Source organism: Salegentibacter chungangensis, from assembly GCF_042678405.1.
GTDB lineage: Bacteria > Bacteroidota > Bacteroidia > Flavobacteriales > Flavobacteriaceae > Salegentibacter_A > Salegentibacter_A chungangensis.
Genome location: NZ_JBHTLI010000001.1, coordinates 1,911,106 through 1,931,767 on the forward strand (window position 1 = coordinate 1,911,106; position 20,662 = coordinate 1,931,767).

Here is a 20,662-nt window from a genome sequence, read left to right on the forward strand (position 1 = left end):
TTGTTTAAAGGGTTTTTTTATAACTTTAAAATAAACCAACATTAACTATGCACAGAGAACCAAAACTAGAGAGATTTAATGACAGTGTGCTTGCAAAATACCAGGTTTATAACAGCATCTTCTTGACCCTACCTTTTGACGATGTTAGGAAAACAGGAGCGTTGTTGCCTTTATTTCAGGAAATTTGTGAAGCCGGATTTAAGAAAAACCAGAACCCGTCTGAAATAATCGAGACATTCTTCAGTAAGTATCAGGAAAACCCTTCAGAAGAGGAGCGAATTAACCTTCTTTTTAGGTTCATACAGTATATAGAACGGCAGGTGGTTTTATTTGATGCTATCGAAGATGCCTCTTTTCCTATTGTGAATAATATGGACGGGCGGGGAACCCTGAGGAATGTAAAGGAGGAGGCCGAGGCCAAGAACAAGAATCCGGAACTGCGGGAATACCTCCAGCGATTTAAGGTGAGGCCGACCCTTACTGCCCACCCGACGCAATTCTACCCGGGAGCGGTACTGGGGATCATTACAGATCTGGATCAGGCGGTTCAAAAGAACGATCTTACTGCAATTAAGAAGCTCTTAGCGCAGCTTGGGAAAACTCCATTCTTTAAAAAGGAGAAGCCTACACCTTACGATGAAGCAGTTAGTCTCATCTGGTATTTCGAGAATGTGTTCTACCAGAGCGTAAGCACCATCTTTAATTATATTCAGCATAATATTTTTGATGGGGAAGAGATTAATAACGAGGTGATTAATCTTGGTTTTTGGCCCGGGGGTGACCGTGACGGAAACCCTTTCGTTACTACCGAGATCACGTTGAAAGTAGCACAGCGGTTAAGAAGATCTATCCTGTTAAACTATTACCGCGATATAAGAAAGCTTAAAAGAAGACTGACCTTTGACGAGGTAGATCAGATTATGGGTGAACTTGAGATTGCACTGTATGAAAGTGCAGTTTCCGCTACCGGAGAGATTAAACTATCACTTAAGGGCTTTAAGGATAAGCTTCATAAGATCAAAGGTATAGTTAAGACCAGGCATAATTCTCTTTTTCTTGATGAAGTAGATGACCTTATCAATAAAGTAAGCATCTTTGGATATCATTTCGGAACACTGGATATAAGACAGGATTCCGGAAAGCACGAGGAAGTAGTTGATGAACTCGTTAAATTCAGCTCTGAAAAAGACCTTGATCTTCTTCCGAAGAATTACAGGGAATTGTCAGATGATGAGCAAATTGATGTTCTTACGGGAGTGAGTGCAAAACTTGACCCTGAAGAGCTTGATGAAGGAATGGGCAAAGCCACGATTTCTTCAATTTATGCAATGCAGGAAATCCAGAAAAGAAACGGAGAGAACGGTGCCAATCGCTACATTATAAGTAATTGTGGCAGCGTTCAGGGAGTGCTTGAGCCTTTTGCCTTTATGAGAATGAGTGGCTGGGAAAAGCCGAGTGTAGATGTGATCCCGTTGTTTGAAACCGTGCCCGATCTCCAGGCAGCACATAAAGTGATGGAGGTCCTGTATACTAATCCTGTATATAGCGAACATCTTAAGAGAAGAGGAAATAAGCAAACCATAATGCTCGGATTTAGTGATGGTACTAAAGATGGCGGTTATTTGATGGCCAACTGGAGTATTTATAAGGCTAAAGAAATGTTGACCGAAGTGTCAAGGAAGTATGACATTAAAGTCGTCTTCTTTGATGGACGAGGAGGACCTCCTGCGCGTGGTGGTGGTAAAACTCACCAGTTCTATGCGTCTTTAGGCCCGGGAATCGAAAACGAAGAAATTCAGCTTACCGTACAGGGGCAGACCATTAGTTCCAATTTCGGGACAAGAGACTCCTGCGCATACAACCTTGAACAGTTGCTGAGTTCCGGTGTTTCTAATGAGATCTTTAGTGAAGGTAAGAATATCCTTAGCGAAGAAGACAGGGCAACAATGAACGAGCTTGCTGAATCCAGCTACAATACTTACATGAGCTTTAAGCAACACCCTAAGTTCATTCCGTATCTTGAAAAAATGAGTACGTTGAGATACTACTCTAAAACTAATATAGGTAGCCGTCCCACCTCCAGAAATAAGTCGGCTAAACTGAACCTGACCGATCTTAGGGCAATCCCGTTTGTAGGAAGCTGGAGTCAGTTGAAGCAAAACGTTCCCGGTTTCTATGGCGTGGGTACTGCACTTGAAAAGTTTGAGAAAGAAGGGAATTTTGATAAGGTAAAGCATCTGTATAACAATTCGGTCTTTTTCAAGACACTTCTGGAGAACAGTATGATGAGTTTAACCAAATCTTTCTTCGATCTTACTGCGTATATGAAAGAAGACGAAGAGTTCGGTGAATTCTGGCAAATAATTTATGATGAATACGAGCGCACCAACAGGATGCTCCTTAAAGTTACCGGTTATCAGGAACTGATGGAGAATCAGCCTGCAGGTAAAGCTTCTATTCAGGCCAGAGAGCGTATTGTATTACCACTCTTGACTATACAGCAACATGCGTTACGTAAAGTTCAGGAGCTGGAGAAAGGCGGAGATAGCCTGAAGGATAAACTGGAAGTCTATGAGAAAATGGTAACCAGATCTCTTTACGGTAATATTAACGCAAGTAGAAACTCTGCATAATGACATTAAATCAGATAGATTCTTCACATTACAATGTTTTTTACCAGGGATATATTGACCTTATTCCCAAAGACAAATCATTGACAGAGCTTCTGGAGGAGAATAGGAAAGAGCTCCGGGAGTTGTTTAAGAAACTTTCTGAAGATAAGCTGGCTTTCCGCTATGCTCCTGAAAAATGGAGCATAGCGGAATTGCTTCAGCATCTTATAGATGTTGAGCGTATCTTTCAGTATCGTGCACTTAGCATTGCAAGGAAGGATAAGACCTCTCTGCCGGGCTTTGATCACGATGCCTATGTCCCGGCATCAGAAGCGGAGCACAGAAGCTTAAAAGACCTTGAAACAGAGTTTTTAGTGGTAAGAGAATCTACCATACTTCTTTTTAAAAGTTTCAGCGAAGAGATGTTGCTTCGAATTGGCTCGATGAATGCTGCACCGGCAAGTCCCGCGGCTATAGGATTCATAATTACCGGGCATACTAAACATCACCTGAAGATTCTTAAGGAAAGGTATTTGAGATGATGGAGTCTTTAAAGACTTTCTGGAAGCTTCTGACAAAAACATATTTTAGCTGGGCTAAAAATGAACCTTATGGTCGTAGTGGTACCATTGCCTATTATTCTCTTTTTTCACTTCCCGGTCTTTTAATCATTGTTATCAGCATTGCCGGTTATTTTTTTGGAAGAGAGGCAGTGCAGGGCAGGATCACCGATGAGATAGGTGATCTCATAGGGGTTCAGACCGCTGAGGCTATAGAAGGAATGATCACCAATGTAGCCCTTTCTGAAAAATCTACCCTGACGATCATCCTGGGAGCCGGAATATTATTGTTCGGTGCCACGGGAGTCTTTTTTCAGTTGAAGCTGGCTATGAATAATATCTGGAATGTTGCTGAAAAAAAGACTGATTTTAAACATCTCTTACTGGATAGGGTGATCTCCTTAGGTATGGTGCTCGTTATTGGCCTATTACTTTTGGTTTCCCTGGTCATTTCAGCCGCTTTGAGTGTGGTTAGTGACCGGATTCAAAGTTATGCGCCCAATATCACGGCTTTTATGGTCGATACCGCAAACTTCACTATTTCCTTCCTGGTATTTACCACACTGTTTATAGCTATTTTTAAGTTGTTACCGGATATTAAGATCAGGTGGAGAATCACCATTTTTGGAGCAGCGCTCACTACCGTTCTGTTCCTGATTGGAGAGTTCTTGATCGGCTTTTATCTTGGGCAAAGCGAGCTGGCTTCGGTTTATGGCGGAGCTTCTTCTGTGGTGCTTATTCTTTTGTGGGTGTACTATACCTGTCTTATTCTGTTTTTCGGGGCAGAATTTACCAAGCAATACGCTTTATATAAGAATGAAAAAGTGGTTCCTAATGAACACGGCGAGCCGGCCATTTATCAGGAATTAGAGAAATTGAATGAAAAAAAGCTTCAGCTTAAGGAAGAGAAGAAAATAATAGATAAGCTTAAATCCAATTTAGGCTGGGAGGAGAAAAAGAAAGAAGAAGAGCAGTAATAACCTCCGCAATTAAAGACTTAATAAAGCTTTAACTCTTAAGCCCTTATTTTTATAAATGCCTTAATAGCCTTTCAGGAGCCTGATTTTTATATTTGGGATAAACCAAAAAAAGCAAAAATTATGGAAAAGAGAATAGCAATTTTAGCTACAAACGGATTCGAAGAAAGCGAACTGAAATCGCCAAAAGAAGCTATGGAGAAAGAAGGCTTTAAGGTGGATATTGTTAGTCTTGAGAAAGGGAAGATCAAAGCCTGGGATGGCGACCACTGGTCTAAAGAATATGATGTGGACTATAGCCTGAGCGAGGTAAGCGCCAAAGATTATAACGCACTGGTTCTTCCTGGTGGTGTTATAAATCCTGATAAGTTAAGAAGAAGCGATGAAGCGCTTGTGTTTGTAAGAGATTTCTTTAAGCAAAGCAAACCCGTAGGCGCTATTTGTCACGCCGCGTGGACCTTGATTAATGCGGAAGTGGTGAAAGGCAGAACGATGACTTCTTTCAATTCTATAAAAAAGGACCTGGAAAATGCAGGGGCTTTATGGGTAGATAAGGAAGTTGTTGTAGACGAGGCTTTTGTGACCAGTAGAAATCCTGGAGACCTTCCTGCATTTAATGCCAAGATGATCGAAGAGATCAAGGAAGGGAAGCACGATCTTCAACACGCATAAGGTTCAGGACCGAATAAACAAAAAAAAGGAACGTTTTAAACGTTCCTTTTTTTGTTTAAATCTGGATTATTATTTGTCTTCGTCCTCTTCAGTATCTTTTTCCGGAATCTCTACGATTGGTTCATTGTAGTCTGAATCGTCATAATCATCTTCATCAAAATTAGCCATAGTGTTTTCCAGGCGGGTACTTACTTTAACCAGGTAAATGGTATCATCTGTTTTTACCTCTACAGCATCTATAGTTTCATTTTTGGCATTTTTAAATGAAATGATCTGGCCATCGTCATAACCATCGGGATACCTGTCTACCAAAAGGCCAAGAATTTCCGGGGTTAGTTTTTTGTAGTCTACTATTATCCTTTTCATACTTAGAATGATTTATGCAATTATAAAGAAAAATATAAAACCGCTGGCTTCCTTAAGATAAATTGAAAGTAATTTTTAATTATGTAAAAATCAAGGTTTTGAATAGAAATCGAACGCATTTTTTATGAGCTCGTTGGGAACGATACAGTCTATAACAGGTTTACCGATATCTTCCAGGAGCACAAAGTTGATGTTTCCGCGTTCATTTTTCTTATCGAACTTCATCAGCTCGATGATTTTTTCAATATCCGGACTCTCAAAGTCTACTTTACCGAAGATATCTTTAATAGAGGAATTTATCTCATTAAGTGTATTTTCAGGAAAACCCTTAAGTTCTTTGGAAATATAAGTGGCCAGGATCATTCCAATAGCAATGGCTTCCCCGTGAAGCAGGGTCTTCTTGTCTTTGTGGCTAAGAAAGTAAGACTCTATGGCGTGGCCCAGGGTGTGGCCGTAATTAAGTGTTTTTCTCAGGCCTTTTTCTGTGGGATCCTGACTGACGATATCTTTTTTTATCCTGACCGATTCGGCTATGATGTCGTCCAGGTCCTCAAGCCCAAGCTGGTCTAAGGAAGTTACCTTTTTCCAGTAATCTTTGCTTTTTATGAGTCCGTGTTTCATAATTTCAGCCAAGCCGCTTCTCATTTCATTCCCCGGGAGGCTAATCAGGAAAGAAGTGTTAATGAGTACCATTTCGGGCTGGTTGATCACTCCAATCTGGTTTTTCAGGGAACCCAGGTCTACACCGGTTTTTCCTCCTACAGAAGCATCTACCATAGAAAGCAGGCTGGTAGGTACATTTATATAGCTTATCCCTCGCTTAAATGTAGAAGCCACAAATCCTCCAAGATCGGTTACCACACCGCCTCCAAGATTTATCATCAGGCTTTTCCGGTCGGCATCCAGGTCAGAAAGAGTGCTCCAGACTCCCATACAGGTCTCCAGGTTCTTGAATTCTTCCCCAGCCTCCATTTCTATAACCTCGGTTTCTGCTTCGTTCTGGAGCAAGGCCATAAATGAAGAAAGGCAGTGAATATGGGTATGGGTGTCTACAAGGATAAATATCTTTGAGGGATTAGATTTTTTAAGGTATTCATTCAGCCGGTTAAAGGCTGTTTCATTATAAAATACAGGGGCCTCGATTGCCGTTATACTCATAGCTTTTGCCGTTTTTCAAATTCTTAAAAAGACCCCAAAATAAGGAGAAATTATGAATAAAATCAAACTTCAATAGTTATCTTTGTTAAGCAATAATTATTACCCCAATGATCAGAAGAAAAATTTTCAACGACACCAAGACAGCATTTAAGCTTAAATCTAATGTTGAATTGGACAGGGCAATGTTCCTCTTTAGTATGATGAGCAAACAGCGTTTGGTAACAGCAGGTATCTTCCTGACCAAACTTTCCCTGAAACTTCACTTACCTGTTGAAGGATTAATTAAAAAAACCATTTTTGAACAATTTTGCGGCGGAATTACCGAAGAAGATTGCAAGCCAGTCACGAAAGAGATGTATGCCGAAAATCTTCACAGTATTCTTGACTACTCGGTAGAGGGGAAGAAAACCGAAGAGGAATTTGATGCTGCTCTTAAGAAAAAGAAGAGTCTCATTGAATTTGCTGCAAAAAGTAATGAACTTCCATTCGCCGTTTTTAAACCTACCGGAATAGGGAGATTTGAAATATGGGAAAAGCTTACAGAAAAGATCAGTCTGAGTGATGATGAAAAAGAAGAGTGGGAGCGTGTAAAGGCACGTGTGGAAGAACTTTGTGAGACAGCTCTAAAACACAAGGTGCGTCTTTATGCCGATGCCGAGGAAAGCTGGATGCAGGGTGCAGCTGACGATCTTATGGAAGAGATGATGAAAAAATATAATAAGGAAGGGGTTTATATTTTCAACACATTCCAATGTTACCGTTGGGACAGACTTCAGTATGTTAAGGATCTTCACGAAAAAGCGAAAAAGGAAGGCTTCAAGGTTGGAGCTAAGATCGTGCGTGGCGCCTATATGGAAAAGGAAAACGCCAGAGCTAAAAAACTTGGTTATGTGACTCCTATTTGTGAAAATAAGGAGGCGACGGACGTACAGTTTAACAGTGTGATGTCTTACTGCCTTGCCAACCTGGATGATATTTCGGTATTTATAGGTTCTCACAACGAGGTTAGTAATTACCTGGCGCTTCAGATTATGGAAGATAAGAACCTGGCTCAGGACGATCAGCGTATCTGGTTCAGTCAGTTATACGGGATGAGTGACCATATTAGCTATAACCTGGCAAAGAAGGGTTATAATGCTGCTAAACTGCTTCCTTTCGGACCCGTTAGGGATGTGGTGCCTTATCTTTTAAGAAGGGCTCAGGAAAATACCTCAGTAAAGGGGCAGACGGGTAGAGAGCTTTCTCTGTTGCGGGAAGAACGTAAACGCCGAAAGGGAGAGCCTACCAAACACGACAGGGAAGAGCATTAAAAAATGCCTTTTAGTATAAGTAAGTAAAAAAGCTGCCATTGGCAGCTTTTTTATGTACAGGCTTTATTCTCGAAAATGCACATAGAATTTTGATTTCATTAGCGGCAAGGCTGCCTTTCAAAGAATTTTATTCAAAAAACGTAAATTTTTATACTTGAATATACCTATAAAAAGAGTCCTTTCTTCGAGGTACTTTTATCCGGTTTAACAACCTAATAAAAGTATTATGAAAAAATCAATGCTTTACCTGAATACCTCGGTTATTTTTCTTGGCACTTTGTTTTCATCCTGTTCAAAAACAGATGAAATTGACCAATTTTCAGAAGATCCAAGCGCTAAAGACTTGTCTGTAGAGACTCTGAATCTTAAGTATTCCGGAAAGAACGATGAAAAACTACGTGTTTTTAAAGGTCCGCAGGTCCAGCTGGGCGAAGGGAAAATCCGGTCGTGGATAAGTCTGGATTCTGAAGACTTTCCTGTAGAGATAGGGCTGGTTATGACCAGTGAGGTATTCAATAACCTGGAGATACTGCCTGAATCTCATACACCCGTGGTTTTGCCGCTGCATCATAAGGCCAAAGAATTAACGCCTTTTGAGCACGTGGGGGTAAACTGGCAGTCAGCGGGGCATTTACCCGTATTTTTAGTGAAACATTTTGATATTCACTTCTATATGATAACCAATGAAGAACGTTTAGCTATACCCGAGTATTCAGCAAGTACCGATGCCGCTTTTAATCTTTTTCCGCCGGAAGGCTATATGCCCGGAGATTATGGTGCACCGCCGGGAGAGGATGCAGTGTATCCTCAAATGGGAAAACACTGGTTACCTCTTGACTTGCCTTCATATTTGCCATTTACCGAGATTATGGTTCTAGGAACTTATAACGGGGAGTTTATTTTTATTGAACCTATGATCACACTCGAGGTTTTACAGTCTAACCCGGACTTTAGTGGAGCTTATTCTCAGCCAATGTATTTTCAGGAAACTTCTAATTACCCTACAACCTACAATATTTATGAGGATGCGGATACAGGAGATGTCTACGTTTCTTTAAGTGAGTTTGTGGCTAGACAGGCCGGAGAATAATATCTAAGAAAGGATATTAATGATCTCAAAAAAAAGAAAAGCTGCCGGTTGGCAGCTTTTTTATATCCAAGAGTTAGTTTAAAAACTATTCTTCTGAAGCTTCTTGCATTGTATGATATACATTCTGGACGTCATCATCTTCTTCCAGTTTCTCCAAAAGCTTCTCAACATCTGCAGCCTGCTCGGCATTTAGCTGTTTTGTGACCTGAGGGATTCTTTCAAAACCTGAAGAAATGATCTCGATATTCCTGTTCTCAAGTTCTTTCTGGATAGCTCCGAAGTTTTGAAAAGGAGCATAGATGTGGATCCCGTCTTCATCTTCAAAAACCTCTTCGGCACCGTAATCTATGAATTCCAGTTCCAGTTCTTCAGCATCCAGGCCTTCGGCATTTATGCGGAAATTACAGGTATGGTCGAACATAAATTCCACCGAACCTGAGGTTCCTAGGTTGCCATCACATTTATTAAAATGAGAGCGAACATTCGCTACGGTCCTGTTGTTATTATCGGTCGCGGTTTCCACGAGTATTGCAATCCCGTGGGGAGCGTAACCTTCAAAAAGCACGATCTTGTAATCACCCTGACTTTTGTCGCTGGCACGTTTAATAGCCCTTTCAATATTATCCTTAGGCATATTAACGCTTTTCGCGTTCTGAATTACTGCCCTGAGTTTAGCGTTCGTGTCAGGATCAGGTCCGCCTTCTTTAACGGCCATTACAATATCTTTTCCAATGCGGGTAAAGGCTTTGGCCATTGCTGACCAGCGTTTCATTTTACGCGCTTTTCTAAATTCAAATGCTCTTCCCATTGTAAGTTTTAATGCAAATTCGGGCAAAAATATGAAAAAAGCTTCTAATTGAATTTACAATCAGAAGCTTAAATTTTTCAATTTACCCGGGCTATCAGTTTTTTGCCTCAACAATGCCTTCAATCGCATTGGCGAGTTTAAAGTCCTTTTCGGTAACCCCTCCGGCATCGTGAGTAGAAAGGCTTATCTCCAACTCATTGTAAACATTGCCCCAGTTCGGGTGATGTTGGTGGGCTTCTGCTTCAAAAGCTATGCGCGTCATTACCGTAAAGGCGTCTTTAAAATTATCGAACTGAAAGGAGGTGTGAATCGCATTAGAGGCATATTTCCAGCCTTTAAGCTCTTCCAGTTTTTGGTATATTTCATCATCGCTTAACTTTTCCATTTTAATTGATTTTTAGGTTTCACCTTAAAGTTAAGCAACAAATATCTTCTAAGATAAGAGAAGATAGATTTATGAGAAGATTAACACCTATACCTTCACTGAAGCCTTTACTACTTCCTGTACAGAGATTTGTAAGTTTTTAGGCAGCAGGTTGTCTTTGGGCAGAACCGCCAGGAACCGGTCGTTGTTGGAGTCATAGACATTCTTGAATAAAGGAGCTTCAATTTCAAGTTCTTTACAGATATCTTCGATAAAGTCTTTTTGATGGACAAGGTCTCTACTTCCTAAATGAAAAACCCCTTCTTTTTTTCTGTTAATGATGTAATGTATCTGTTGAGTCACTTTTTCGATGTCGGTAACATTTATAACGACATTTGGAAACACTTCTACTGCCTGGTCCAGGTCTATAAGTTGTCTTAATTCTTTTATTCTTGGGGAGCCACTGCCAAAGACCATTGGTAATCTTATAATATTATACTTGTGGTTCGGAAGTCTTAATAGTGCATTTTCAACTTTTATCTTAAAACGCCCATAAATACTTTGCGACAGGGTTTTGTCATATTCGTAGGAGGGGAAGTTAGTGAAAGCATCGAATACATTGGCCGAAGAAATGAATATCAGCTTACTGTCGTGGTGCAGAATGTAACTTATAATAGAATAATGAGCTGCCAGCTGGGCATTGAAGTTTCCGCGAACGGCAGAAATAATAACAGTGGGCTTTAGGTTATAGAGGAGGATATCTATATTTTCAGTATCCAGATCATAATGGTGAAACTGGTGATTTTGCTCAAAAGCCCGGTTTCCGGTGTGGTAGGTGCCGTGCGTATCAAAATAGGAGCATAGCTCTTTATAAAGGGCGTTCCCTATAAAGCCGCTAGCTCCTAAAATCAATATCTTTTCCAAATGAATTATCCTTTATAAAAGGGCAATTTCACCTGTGTGGCAGGAACAGCTTTTTTACGTATTTGGATAAATATTTTATTTCCGAAGCCTGCATGCTCTGCAGAAACATAACCTAAACCTATTCCTTTTTCTAACGATGGTGACATAGTGCCCGATGTAACATGGCCAATAACCTTGCCATTTTCGTCAACAATTTCATATCCCTGTCTTGGGATTCCTCTTTCATCAAGTTCGAAGGCTACAAGTTTCCTTTTTGGGCCTTCTTCCTTCTCTTTCTTTAAGGCTTCAGAATTAATGAAATCTTTTGTGAATTTGGTAATCCAGCCAAGCTTTGCTTCAATAGGAGATGTGGTTTCGTCTATATCGTTTCCGTAAAGACAAAACCCCATTTCCAGTCTCAGGGTATCACGCGCTGCAAGTCCAATAGGCTTGATCCCAAATTCTTCCCCTGCTTCCATTACTTTGTCCCATATCTGCTCTGCATCTTCATTTCTGAAATAGATCTCGAAACCGCCACTTCCGGTATATCCGGTTGCAGAAATGATTACCTTATCCACACCGGCAAATTCAGCGACCTCAAAAGTGTAGAACTTCATATTCTTAAGGTCAACATCTGTAAGCGTCTGCATAGCTTCGGCCGCCTTAGGCCCCTGTATGGCCAGTAAAGACATTTCATCAGACATATCCCGCATTGTGGCATCCATTGTGTTGTGCTGCGCGATCCAGTTCCAGTCCTTTTCAATATTTGAAGCGTTCACCACCAGCATATATTTCTCGGCGTTCATTCTGTAAATAATAAGATCATCTACAATTCCGCCATCGTGATTTGGCATACAGGTGTATTGGGCTTTGCCATCTGTAAGTTTTGAAGCATCATTAGAGCTGATCTTTTGTATAAGCTCTAAAGCGTGCTCTCCTGAAATAAGAAATTCTCCCATATGGGATACATCAAAAACACCTAGTTTCTCGCGTACAGTCTGGTGCTCGATATTAACTCCTTCATAAGATACCGGCATTTGAAAACCGGCAAAGGGTACTATTTTAGCATTAAGGGATTTATGTTTGTCTAACAGGGCAATGTCTTTCATTTTTTCTAAAATTTGGGCAAATTTATTGAATTCGGCTAGAAAACAATATTAATTCAGGCTTTTTGTGAAGAAAACCTCAAAAATAACCAGGGCCTAAAGATATGTTTTATCTTTGTGAGAAGACTTGAAATTGAAAGATAATGAAGATATTTTCCGCTTCGCAATTACAGAAAGCTGATAAGATTAGCATTGATAATCAGGGGATCACTTCTGAAGAATTGATGGAACGTGCGGCAACCCGTGCTTTTAATGAAATAGAAAATATTCTGGACGAAAACAAGACGGTAAAACTCTTCTGCGGAATTGGTAATAATGGAGGAGATGGGCTGGTGATCGCTCGCTTGCTAAAAAATAGCGGTCACAAAGCTCAAGTATATGCGGTGAATTACAGCGATAAAAGGTCTAATGATTTTTTGGCTAATAACCAGAAGCTCGAAAAGATGGGGCTTAAACCTATTGTTTTAAAGGCTGAAGAGGATTTTCCAAAGATTTCTGCAGAAGATATTGTGATTGATGCCATTTTCGGGATTGGGCTTAATCGCGGGATAAAAGGCTGGCCTGCTAAACTCGTTCATCATATTAACCACTCGGGCGCCTTTACCATAGCGATAGATATGCCTTCGGGATTATTTTCAGATCAGGTCCCTTCAGAGAATGATGCGGTAATTAAAGCAGACCTGTGCCTTACATTTCAGGGTCCGAAATTGGTGTTTTTTCTTCCACAAACTATGGACTACGTAAATGAATTTAAGGTCATAGATATCGGCCTGGATAAACAATACCTTGAAAGCCTGGACTCCAGCTATGAAATTACTGGAAGACTGGAAGCAGCTGCTATTTACAAGCCGAGAAAAAAGAATACCCATAAAGGAAATTTTGGACATACGTTGATCGTTGGAGGTAGTTATGGCAAAATAGGGAGTGTTATACTTACGGCTAAAACAGCTTTAAAGAGCGGGGCCGGGTTATGCACGCTTTATATTCCGAAATGTGGTTATATTCCGGCACAAACCGCTATACCTGAGGTGATGGTACTCACTGATGAAGGTGAGGAGAAATTGTCGGAAATCGAATTCGATCTTGAACCCGATGTCATTTGTTTCGGGATGGGAACGGGGAAAGATTTGGTAACTAAAGAGGCTTTCGGGCGGTTGCTTGAAAGAACAAAAAAACCGATGCTGGTGGATGCCGACGGGTTGAATATTCTGTCTGAAAATAAAGAGTTACTGGAGTCAGTTCCCAAAAATTCTGTTCTTACGCCGCATCCCAAAGAATTGCAAAGGCTTATCGGGGAATGGAAAGATGATTTCGACAAGGTGAATAAAGTGAAAAGCTTTGTGAAAAAATACAATCTGATAATCGTTCTAAAAGGAGCCTATACATTTGTGTTTTCAGGAGAAAAGGTCTTCATTAACATTTCAGGGAATTCCGGGATGGCTACTGCCGGGAGTGGGGATGTGCTTTCGGGTGTTATTACTGCCTTGTTAAGTCAGGGATACTCTCCTGAAAATGCAGCCAGATTTGGGGTGTATCTTCACGGAAAAGCGGGCGATCTTGCGTCTGCTGATATAGGTGCGGAAGGGATGATTTCCGGAGATATTGCCAACTATATGGGGAGAGCCTTCAAAACCCTGATTTAGGGGTGTTAAACTATTCATTTTAAGAATTGTTCAATATTATTGACTTAAAAAGAAATTATAGTTTTAGTCGGGTTATTCATAAAAACAGTCAATATTATTTGGAATACTTAGGGGGAAATTGGATTTTTGAGCGCGAAAAATAAATCCTCTTCAAGCCTTATGCAAAATCAAACTCATTATATAAGTTCAGCAATTTTAGACCTGGAAAACATCCAGGAAATATTAGTTCAAAATAGAAAGCTTGCCCTTAGTGATGAGGCCAAACTGAATATTGAAAAATCAAGAGAGTACTTAAACAAAAAGATAACCGAAAGCAGTAAGCCTGTTTATGGCATCAATACCGGTTTTGGCGCTCTTTGTAATGTAAAGATTACTCCAGAGAAACTTACCGAGTTGCAGGAGAACCTTGTGAAGTCTCACGCCTGCGGGACGGGAGAAAGGGTTAGTAAGCCTGTGATAAAGCTGATGCTGCTGCTTAAAATTCAGTCTTTGAGTTACGGGAATTCAGGAATCGCCCTTCAAACCGTAAAACGCCTTATCGATTTCTATAATGAAGATATACTGCCGGTGGTTTATGAGCAGGGATCTCTTGGAGCTTCAGGAGACCTGGCGCCTTTAGCGCATCTGGCACTTCCGCTAATCGGGGAGGGAGAGGTTTATTTTGAAGGAGGAGTTGTATCGGGTGCGGAGATCCTGAAAAATAAAGGCTGGGATCCAATCAAGCTTCAGTCTAAAGAAGGTCTGGCACTGCTTAACGGGACTCAATTTATGAGCGCCCACGCGGTTTATTCGTTAATCAAGGCTTATAAACTTTCTTATATGGCCGATATGGTGAGTGCTGTGTCTATGGATGCATTCGATTGCAATATGTCCCCCTTCGATGAGCTTGTGCATTTGGTAAGACCTCACCGCGGGCAGATCAAAACCGCCGAGCGGATCAGGAAATTCCTTGATGGAAGTGAGATAGCAGAGCAGGAGAAAGATAATGTTCAGGATCCTTATTCTTTTAGGTGTGTGCCCCAGGTTCACGGAGCAACAAAGGATACCCTGGCTTTTGTAAGAAAAACCGTAAAGACTGAAATAAATTCGGTTACAGATAATCCGAATATCTTTATTGATGCTGACAAGATTATTTCCGGAGGAAATTTTCACGGACAGCCATTAGCTTTGGCTTTAGATTACCTTGGGATAGCGATGGCGGAATTGGCGAATATTTCTGAGCGAAGAACATATCAGTTGGTATCAGGTCTTCGTGGGTTACCAAATTTTCTTGTAGAAAATCCAGGTCTGAATAGTGGGTTTATGATTCCTCAATATACCGCGGCCAGTATTGTTAGTCAGAATAAACAACTGGCGGTTCCTGCATCTGTAGATTCCATTGTTTCTTCCAATGGGCAGGAAGATCATGTAAGTATGGGGGCTAATAGTGCAACCAAAACCTTGCGAATTATAGAGAATGTCAACTCAGTTCTGGCTATAGAATTGTTCAATGCTTCCCAGGCCATACATTTTAGAGAGCCTGCAAAATCTTCAGGAATGCTTCAGGCTTTTCTTGGTAATTTCCGGGAAGATGTGCCGGTGCTTGCAGAAGATGTGACGATGGCACCGTTAATTAAAAAAGCAAAAGAATTTCTTGATTCATATGGTATGGAAGAGAATGTATTTGAATAATTAATGAGTTTCCAGAAAGTTATAAATAAAAAAAGCTGCCGTAATCAGGCAGCTTTTTTTATTGAATTCAATTTTTATCATTCGGATTCAGCTTCTTTTTTTGAAGCTTTTTCCACCTTTATGGTCAGCTCATTTTTCTTTTCATCCAGATCCATAAAGATCTTGTCTCCTTCAGCAACTTTAGAGTTGATGATTTCTTCGGCAAGGGCATCTTCAATGTATTTCTGAATTGCCCTGTTCAAGGGTCTTGCTCCGTATTGCTTGTCAAAACCTTTATCGGCAATAAAGTCTTTAGCCTTATCGCTAAGGGAAAGGTCATAACCAAGAGCGCCAATTCTTTCGAATAGTTTTGCAAGCTCAATATCGATGATCTTGTGGATATCATCGCGCTCAAGAGAGTTGAAGATCACCACATCGTCAATACGGTTAAGGAACTCCGGTGCAAATGCTTTTTTAAGGGCATTTTCAATAACACTCCTTGCATTATCATCGGCCTGTGATCTTTGAGAGGCAGTACCAAATCCTACACCCTGGCCAAAATCCTTAAGTTTTCTGGCCCCGATATTGGAGGTCATGATGATTATGGTGTTCCTGAAGTCGATCTTACGACCAAGACTATCTGTTAAATAACCATCATCAAGCACCTGTAGCAGCATGTTAAACACATCTGGATGAGCTTTTTCAACTTCATCCAGGAGTATCACGGCGTAAGGCTTTCTTCTTACCTTCTCAGTAAGTTGCCCACCTTCTTCGTAACCGACATATCCCGGAGGTGCTCCAATCAATCTAGATACAGCGAACTTTTCCATATATTCACTCATATCTATCCTGATCAAGGCGTCATCATTATCAAATAATTCTCTAGCAAGTACCTTTGCCAGCTGGGTTTTACCAACCCCGGTTTGACCAAGGAAAATAAAGGATCCTATAGGTTTATTAGGGTCTTTAAGCCCGGCACGGTTTCTTTGAATGGCTTTCACCACTTTGCCTACTGCATTATCCTGCCCGATAACCTTACCTTTTATTTTCTTAGGTAGTTCAACCAGTTTGTTACTTTCGGTTTGGGCTATACGGTTTACAGGGACACCTGTCATCATAGAGACCACGTCGGCAACGCTGTCTTCAGAAACTGTTTCCTTGTGTTTCTTGGATTCTTCTTCCCATTTTTGTTGAGCTATGCTAAGTTCTTTTTCAAGATTCTTCTCATCATCCCTTAACTTGGCAGCCTCTTCATATTTCTGTTTTTTAACAACAGAATTTTTATTTTCTCTTACTTCTTCAAGTTTGGCTTCAAGCTCAATAATCTTTTTAGGGACATCTATATTAGTGATATGAACCCTGGAGCCCGCTTCATCTAAAGCATCGATGGCTTTATCCGGAAGGAACCTGTCTGTCATATACCTGTTGGTAAGTTTTACACAGGCCTCGATAGCCTCAGGAGTATAGATCACGTTATGGTGGTCTTCGTATTTGTCCTTGATATTATTAAGGATCTCGATGGTTTCTTCTACTGTTGTAGGTTCAACGATCACCTTCTGGAATCTTCTTTCCAGGGCACCATCTTTTTCGATATACTGTCTGTACTCATCCAGAGTAGTAGCTCCAATACATTGAATCTCACCTCTTGCAAGTGCAGGTTTGAACATATTACTTGCGTCAAGACTTCCTGTGGCACCGCCGGCGCCTACAATAGTATGTATCTCGTCTATAAATAGAATGATGTCGTCGTTCTTTTCGAGCTCATTCATCACGGCTTTCATACGCTCTTCGAACTGTCCGCGGTATTTTGTTCCGGCAACCAGGCTGGCAAGGTCTAAAGTAACCACCCGTTTATCGAATAAAATTCGGGATACTTTACGTTTTACGATCCTTAAGGCAAGACCTTCAGCAATTGCAGATTTACCAACCCCCGGTTCTCCTATTAGGAGCGGGTTGTTTTTTTTACGACGGCTTAGAATTTGTGAAACCCTTTCGATTTCCTTTTCACGACCCACAACAGGGTCCAGCTTATCCAGTTCTGCTAAGGCTGTAAGGTCCCTTCCGAAATTATCCAAGACCGGAGTCTTTGATTTCTTGGAGGTTTTCCCCGGGCCGGCACTGCCGCTAAACGGATTATCACGGGTAGGGTCGTCTGCCGCACTGTCTTCATCTGAGAAAGATTCTGCAGTCGGTCCCTGATAATCATTATCGTCGTTAGCAATCATATATTTAAACTGATCCTTAACTCCGTCATAATCTATCTTGAGCTTATTTAAAAGCTTAGTGGTAGGATCGTTCTCATTTCTAAGTATGCACAATAGTAAGTGTGCGGTATTAATGTTCGAACTCTGGAATAGTTTAGCTTCCAGGAAAGTGGTCTTTAAGGCTCTTTCTGCCTGGCGGGTAAGGTGCAGATTTCTCTTTTCGTTAGAAACCATTGCAGTATCAGGATTGGCCGGGCTCAAGATCTCTACTTTTCTTCTTAAGTGACCTAAATCTATATCTAATGCATTTAAAATATCTATAGCTTTCCCATCTCCATCTCGCAAAAGACCAAGCATAAGATGTTCGGTGCCAATAAAGTCGTGGCCCAATCTCAATGCTTCCTCCTTGCTGTAAGCAATAACATCTTTTACTCTTGGTGAAAAATTATCATCCATTTTATTTTCCTTTCTCTCTAATTTTATTTTACTCAAATGGTTCAAAAACTGTACCTGTTATTGAGTCGTAAGCTAATTGACAAAATTACTTTTAATTATCAAAGTGGAAAGTAGTGAACTTATTAACCAAATTCCACTAAAAATTTGTTAATAAAATTTGTTAAAAGTTGGCACTAAAGCGGCGTGAAACACCGATAAAATATGTAAATTGGCACGTTAGATTTTTGAACTAAAATAAACTACTTAATATGGCTGAAGGAGAAAAGTTAATTCCTATCAACATTGAAGACGAAATGAAATCGGCCTACATTGATTATTCAATGTCGGTCATTGTGTCACGTGCATTACCCGATGTTCGTGACGGGTTAAAGCCAGTACACCGTAGGGTTCTGTTTGGAATGTATGAACTTGGAGTACTTTCTAACAGGGCGTATAAGAAGTCTGCCAGAATTGTGGGTGAGGTGCTTGGTAAGTATCACCCTCACGGGGATTCTTCAGTATATGACACCATGGTTAGAATGGCCCAGGAATGGAGTATGAGATATATGCTTGTTGATGGGCAGGGTAACTTTGGTTCAGTAGACGGCGACAGTCCTGCAGCAATGCGTTATACGGAGGCTCGTATGCGTAAGATAAGCGAGGATATGCTTGCAGATATTGATAAAGAAACTGTAGATACTCAGCTTAACTTTGATGACTCTCTTAATGAACCTGTAGTATTGCCAACCCGTATTCCTAATTTATTAGTGAATGGGGCAAGTGGTATTGCAGTAGGTATGGCTACCAATATGGCGCCGCATAACCTTTCGGAAGTTATAGACGGGACTATAGCGTATATTGATAATCACGATATCGAAATAGATGAGCTTATAGAGCACATTAAAGCTCCTGACTTTCCAACCGGAGGAATCATTTATGGTTACGACGGAGTTCGTGAAGCCTTTAAAACCGGGAAAGGTCGTATCGTAATGCGGGCCAAGACCCAGCTTGAGGAGGTTAATGGGCGTGAGAGCATTGTGGTTACAGAGATCCCTTATCAGGTAAATAAGGCCGATATGATCAAAAAGACGGCCGACCTTATTAATGACAAGAAAATTGAAGGGATTAGCCTGATTAGAGATGAATCTGACCGTAACGGAATGAGGATCGTGTATCAGCTTAAAAGAGATGCTATCCCTAATATTGTATTAAACACTTTGTTTAAGCACACCGCTCTTCAGTCTTCTTTTAGTGTGAATAATATTGCACTTGTTAACGGAAGACCGGAATTGCTCAATCTTAAGGATATCATTTATCACTTTGTTGAGCATCGTCACGTAGTGGTGGTTCGTCGTACCGAATACGAACTTAAGAAGGCTGAAGACAGGGCGCATATATTGGAAGGATTGATCATTGCTTCAGATAATATTGATGAAGTAATAGCGCTCATAAGAGCTTCCGGAAATGCTGAAGAAGCAAGGGAGAAGCTGATGGAGCGTTTTGAACTTACCGAAGTTCAGGCGCGCGCTATCGTTGAAATGCGACTTAGACAACTTACCGGCCTGGAGCAGGATAAGTTAAGAGCTGAATATGAAGAGATCTTAAAAACCATTGAAGACCTTAAGGATATTCTTGCCCGTAAAGAGCGAAGAATGGAGGTGATAAAGAATGAATTAATTGAGGTTAAGGAGAAATTCGGTGACGAACGAAGATCTGTGATCGAATATTCAGGAGGTGACCTTAGCATAGAAGATATGATCCCTGATGAGCGGGTGGTTATCACCATTTCTCACGCCGGATATATTAAAAGGACTTCCCTTAACGAATACAAGACTCAGAACAGGGGAGGAGTTGGACAGAAAGGATCTACCACAAGAAACGAAGATTTTCTTGAGTATCTTTTCACCGGAACCAACCACCAGTATATGATCTTCTTTACTCAAAAAGGGAAATGTTTCTGGATGAGGGTTTTTGAAATTCCTGAAGGAAGTAAAGCTTCTAAAGGTAGAGCTATTCAAAACCTTATCAATATAGATCCCGATGACAGAGTGAAGGCATTTATCTGTACCCAGGACCTCAAAGATGAGGAATACGTCAACAATCACTTTGTAATTATGGCCACGAAGAAAGGTCAGGTGAAAAAGACTTCTCTGGAGCAATATTCAAGACCAAGAACTAACGGGATTAATGCTATTACCATTAAAGAAGGTGATGAGCTGCTTGAAGCCAAATTAACCGATGGGAACAGTGAAGTGATGCTTGCCGTAAAGAGCGGAAAAGCCATTAGGTTCGAAGAAGGCAAGACAAGACCTATGGGTAGAAATGCTTCGGGAGTTAGAGGTATCACTCTGGCTGACGATGATGATGAAGTTGTAGGAATGGTGTCCGTAAGTGACCAGGAATCTGACATATTGGTAGTTTCTGAAAAAGGTTACGGAAAAAGATCCAGTCTTGAGGACTATCGTGTAACGAACCGTGGTGGTAAAGGAGTTAAAACGATTTCTATCAGTGAAAAGACAGGACATCTTGTCGCAATAAAGAATGTATCAGACAATGATGACCTGATGATCATAAACAAGTCGGGTATTGCCATTAGAATGGAGGTTGAAAGCCTGCGGGTTATGGGTCGTGCAACTCAGGGAGTTAGACTTATAAACCTGAAAGGCAAAGATGCAATTGCCGCTGTTGCAAAAGTAATGCATGATGAAGATGATGTAGAAGCTATGGAGGATGCTGAAACCCCTGATGCGACAGGAAATGCCACCGATGGCACAACTATTGCAGATAATAGTGAAGAATAATTA

16 protein-coding genes are annotated in these 20,662 nt (G+C 40.8%); 9 read left to right on the forward strand and 7 right to left on the reverse strand.

Annotation, left to right across the window (positions count from 1 at the left end; genetic code table 11):
- Positions 1–47 precede the first annotated feature (47 nt).
- The 4 genes from ACFQ3Q_RS08695 (at position 48) to ACFQ3Q_RS08710 (ending at position 4,821) form a co-directional block, all read left to right on the forward strand.
- Positions 48–2,633 (forward strand): phosphoenolpyruvate carboxylase, encoded by a 2,586-nt coding sequence (locus tag ACFQ3Q_RS08695; protein WP_380744884.1) that lies wholly within the window; start codon positions 48–50, stop codon positions 2,631–2,633.
- The gene (locus ACFQ3Q_RS08700; protein ID WP_380744886.1) at positions 2,633–3,154 is read left to right on the forward strand and encodes a DinB family protein; all 522 of its coding nucleotides are present in this window, start codon (positions 2,633–2,635) and stop codon (positions 3,152–3,154) included. The genes ACFQ3Q_RS08695 and ACFQ3Q_RS08700 overlap by 1 nt, the downstream gene beginning before the upstream one ends.
- Positions 3,151–4,149, forward strand: coding sequence for a YihY/virulence factor BrkB family protein (locus ACFQ3Q_RS08705; RefSeq protein WP_380744887.1), 999 nt, complete (start codon positions 3,151–3,153; stop codon positions 4,147–4,149). Before ACFQ3Q_RS08700 ends, ACFQ3Q_RS08705 begins: the two co-directional genes overlap by 4 nt.
- A gap of 123 nt (positions 4,150–4,272) precedes the next feature.
- On the forward strand, positions 4,273–4,821 hold the full coding sequence (locus ACFQ3Q_RS08710; protein ID WP_380744889.1) for a type 1 glutamine amidotransferase domain-containing protein: 549 nt from the start codon (positions 4,273–4,275) through the stop codon (positions 4,819–4,821).
- Between the two features lie 69 nt (positions 4,822–4,890).
- Here the strand turns inward: ACFQ3Q_RS08710 and ACFQ3Q_RS08715 are convergent, their stop codons facing one another.
- Complete coding sequence (locus ACFQ3Q_RS08715) at positions 4,891–5,187, reverse strand: hypothetical protein (protein ID WP_380744891.1); 297 nt, start codon at positions 5,185–5,187, stop codon at positions 4,891–4,893.
- A 90-nt stretch (positions 5,188–5,277) separates the two neighbouring features.
- Entirely contained in the window at positions 5,278–6,345 is a 1,068-nt protein-coding gene (aroB, locus tag ACFQ3Q_RS08720; RefSeq protein ID WP_380744892.1) for a 3-dehydroquinate synthase, read from the reverse strand.
- Between the two features lie 107 nt (positions 6,346–6,452).
- Between aroB and ACFQ3Q_RS08725 the strand changes: the two genes are divergently transcribed.
- Together ACFQ3Q_RS08725 and ACFQ3Q_RS08730 are read left to right on the forward strand one after the other, a co-directional pair.
- The gene (locus tag ACFQ3Q_RS08725; protein WP_380744894.1) at positions 6,453–7,655 is read left to right on the forward strand and encodes a proline dehydrogenase family protein; all 1,203 of its coding nucleotides are present in this window, start codon (positions 6,453–6,455) and stop codon (positions 7,653–7,655) included.
- 226 nt (positions 7,656–7,881) lie between these two features.
- The gene (locus tag ACFQ3Q_RS08730; RefSeq protein WP_380744896.1) at positions 7,882–8,745 is read left to right on the forward strand and encodes a hypothetical protein; all 864 of its coding nucleotides are present in this window, start codon (positions 7,882–7,884) and stop codon (positions 8,743–8,745) included.
- An 85-nt stretch (positions 8,746–8,830) separates the two neighbouring features.
- Here ACFQ3Q_RS08730 and ACFQ3Q_RS08735 read toward each other — a convergent pair whose 3' ends face one another.
- From ACFQ3Q_RS08735 to gcvT, 4 genes are all read right to left on the reverse strand, one after another.
- Positions 8,831–9,553 carry a YebC/PmpR family DNA-binding transcriptional regulator gene (locus tag ACFQ3Q_RS08735; RefSeq protein ID WP_380744897.1) on the reverse strand — a complete coding sequence of 241 codons (723 nt, stop codon included), beginning with the start codon at positions 9,551–9,553 and terminating at the stop codon, positions 8,831–8,833.
- Positions 9,554–9,647: 94 nt separating this feature from the next.
- Complete coding sequence (locus ACFQ3Q_RS08740) at positions 9,648–9,938, reverse strand: 4a-hydroxytetrahydrobiopterin dehydratase (RefSeq protein WP_380744899.1); 291 nt, start codon at positions 9,936–9,938, stop codon at positions 9,648–9,650.
- A gap of 87 nt (positions 9,939–10,025) precedes the next feature.
- A complete protein-coding gene (locus ACFQ3Q_RS08745) occupies positions 10,026–10,841 on the reverse strand; it encodes a sugar nucleotide-binding protein (RefSeq protein ID WP_380744900.1) in 816 nt (271 codons plus the stop codon).
- Between the two features lie 5 nt (positions 10,842–10,846).
- Positions 10,847–11,929, reverse strand: coding sequence for a glycine cleavage system aminomethyltransferase GcvT (gene gcvT, locus ACFQ3Q_RS08750; protein ID WP_380744902.1), 1,083 nt, complete (start codon positions 11,927–11,929; stop codon positions 10,847–10,849).
- Positions 11,930–12,069: 140 nt separating this feature from the next.
- Here gcvT and ACFQ3Q_RS08755 point away from each other — a divergent pair, with 140 nt between their 5' ends.
- Both ACFQ3Q_RS08755 and hutH read left to right on the forward strand, forming a co-directional pair.
- A complete protein-coding gene (locus tag ACFQ3Q_RS08755) occupies positions 12,070–13,569 on the forward strand; it encodes an NAD(P)H-hydrate dehydratase (RefSeq protein WP_380744904.1) in 1,500 nt (499 codons plus the stop codon).
- Positions 13,570–13,728: 159 nt separating this feature from the next.
- Entirely contained in the window at positions 13,729–15,240 is a 1,512-nt protein-coding gene (gene hutH / locus ACFQ3Q_RS08760) for a histidine ammonia-lyase (protein WP_380744906.1), read from the forward strand.
- Between the two features lie 77 nt (positions 15,241–15,317).
- Here hutH and ACFQ3Q_RS08765 read toward each other — a convergent pair whose 3' ends face one another.
- Positions 15,318–17,879: an ATP-dependent Clp protease ATP-binding subunit gene (locus ACFQ3Q_RS08765; RefSeq protein ID WP_380744908.1), complete on the reverse strand. Its 2,562-nt coding sequence runs from the start codon at positions 17,877–17,879 to the stop codon at positions 15,318–15,320.
- A 248-nt stretch (positions 17,880–18,127) separates the two neighbouring features.
- On the opposite strand from ACFQ3Q_RS08765, the gene gyrA reads away from it, so the two are divergent.
- Complete coding sequence (gene gyrA, locus ACFQ3Q_RS08770; protein ID WP_380744909.1) at positions 18,128–20,659, forward strand: DNA gyrase subunit A; 2,532 nt, start codon at positions 18,128–18,130, stop codon at positions 20,657–20,659.
- The last annotated feature ends 3 nt before the right edge of the window (positions 20,660–20,662 follow it).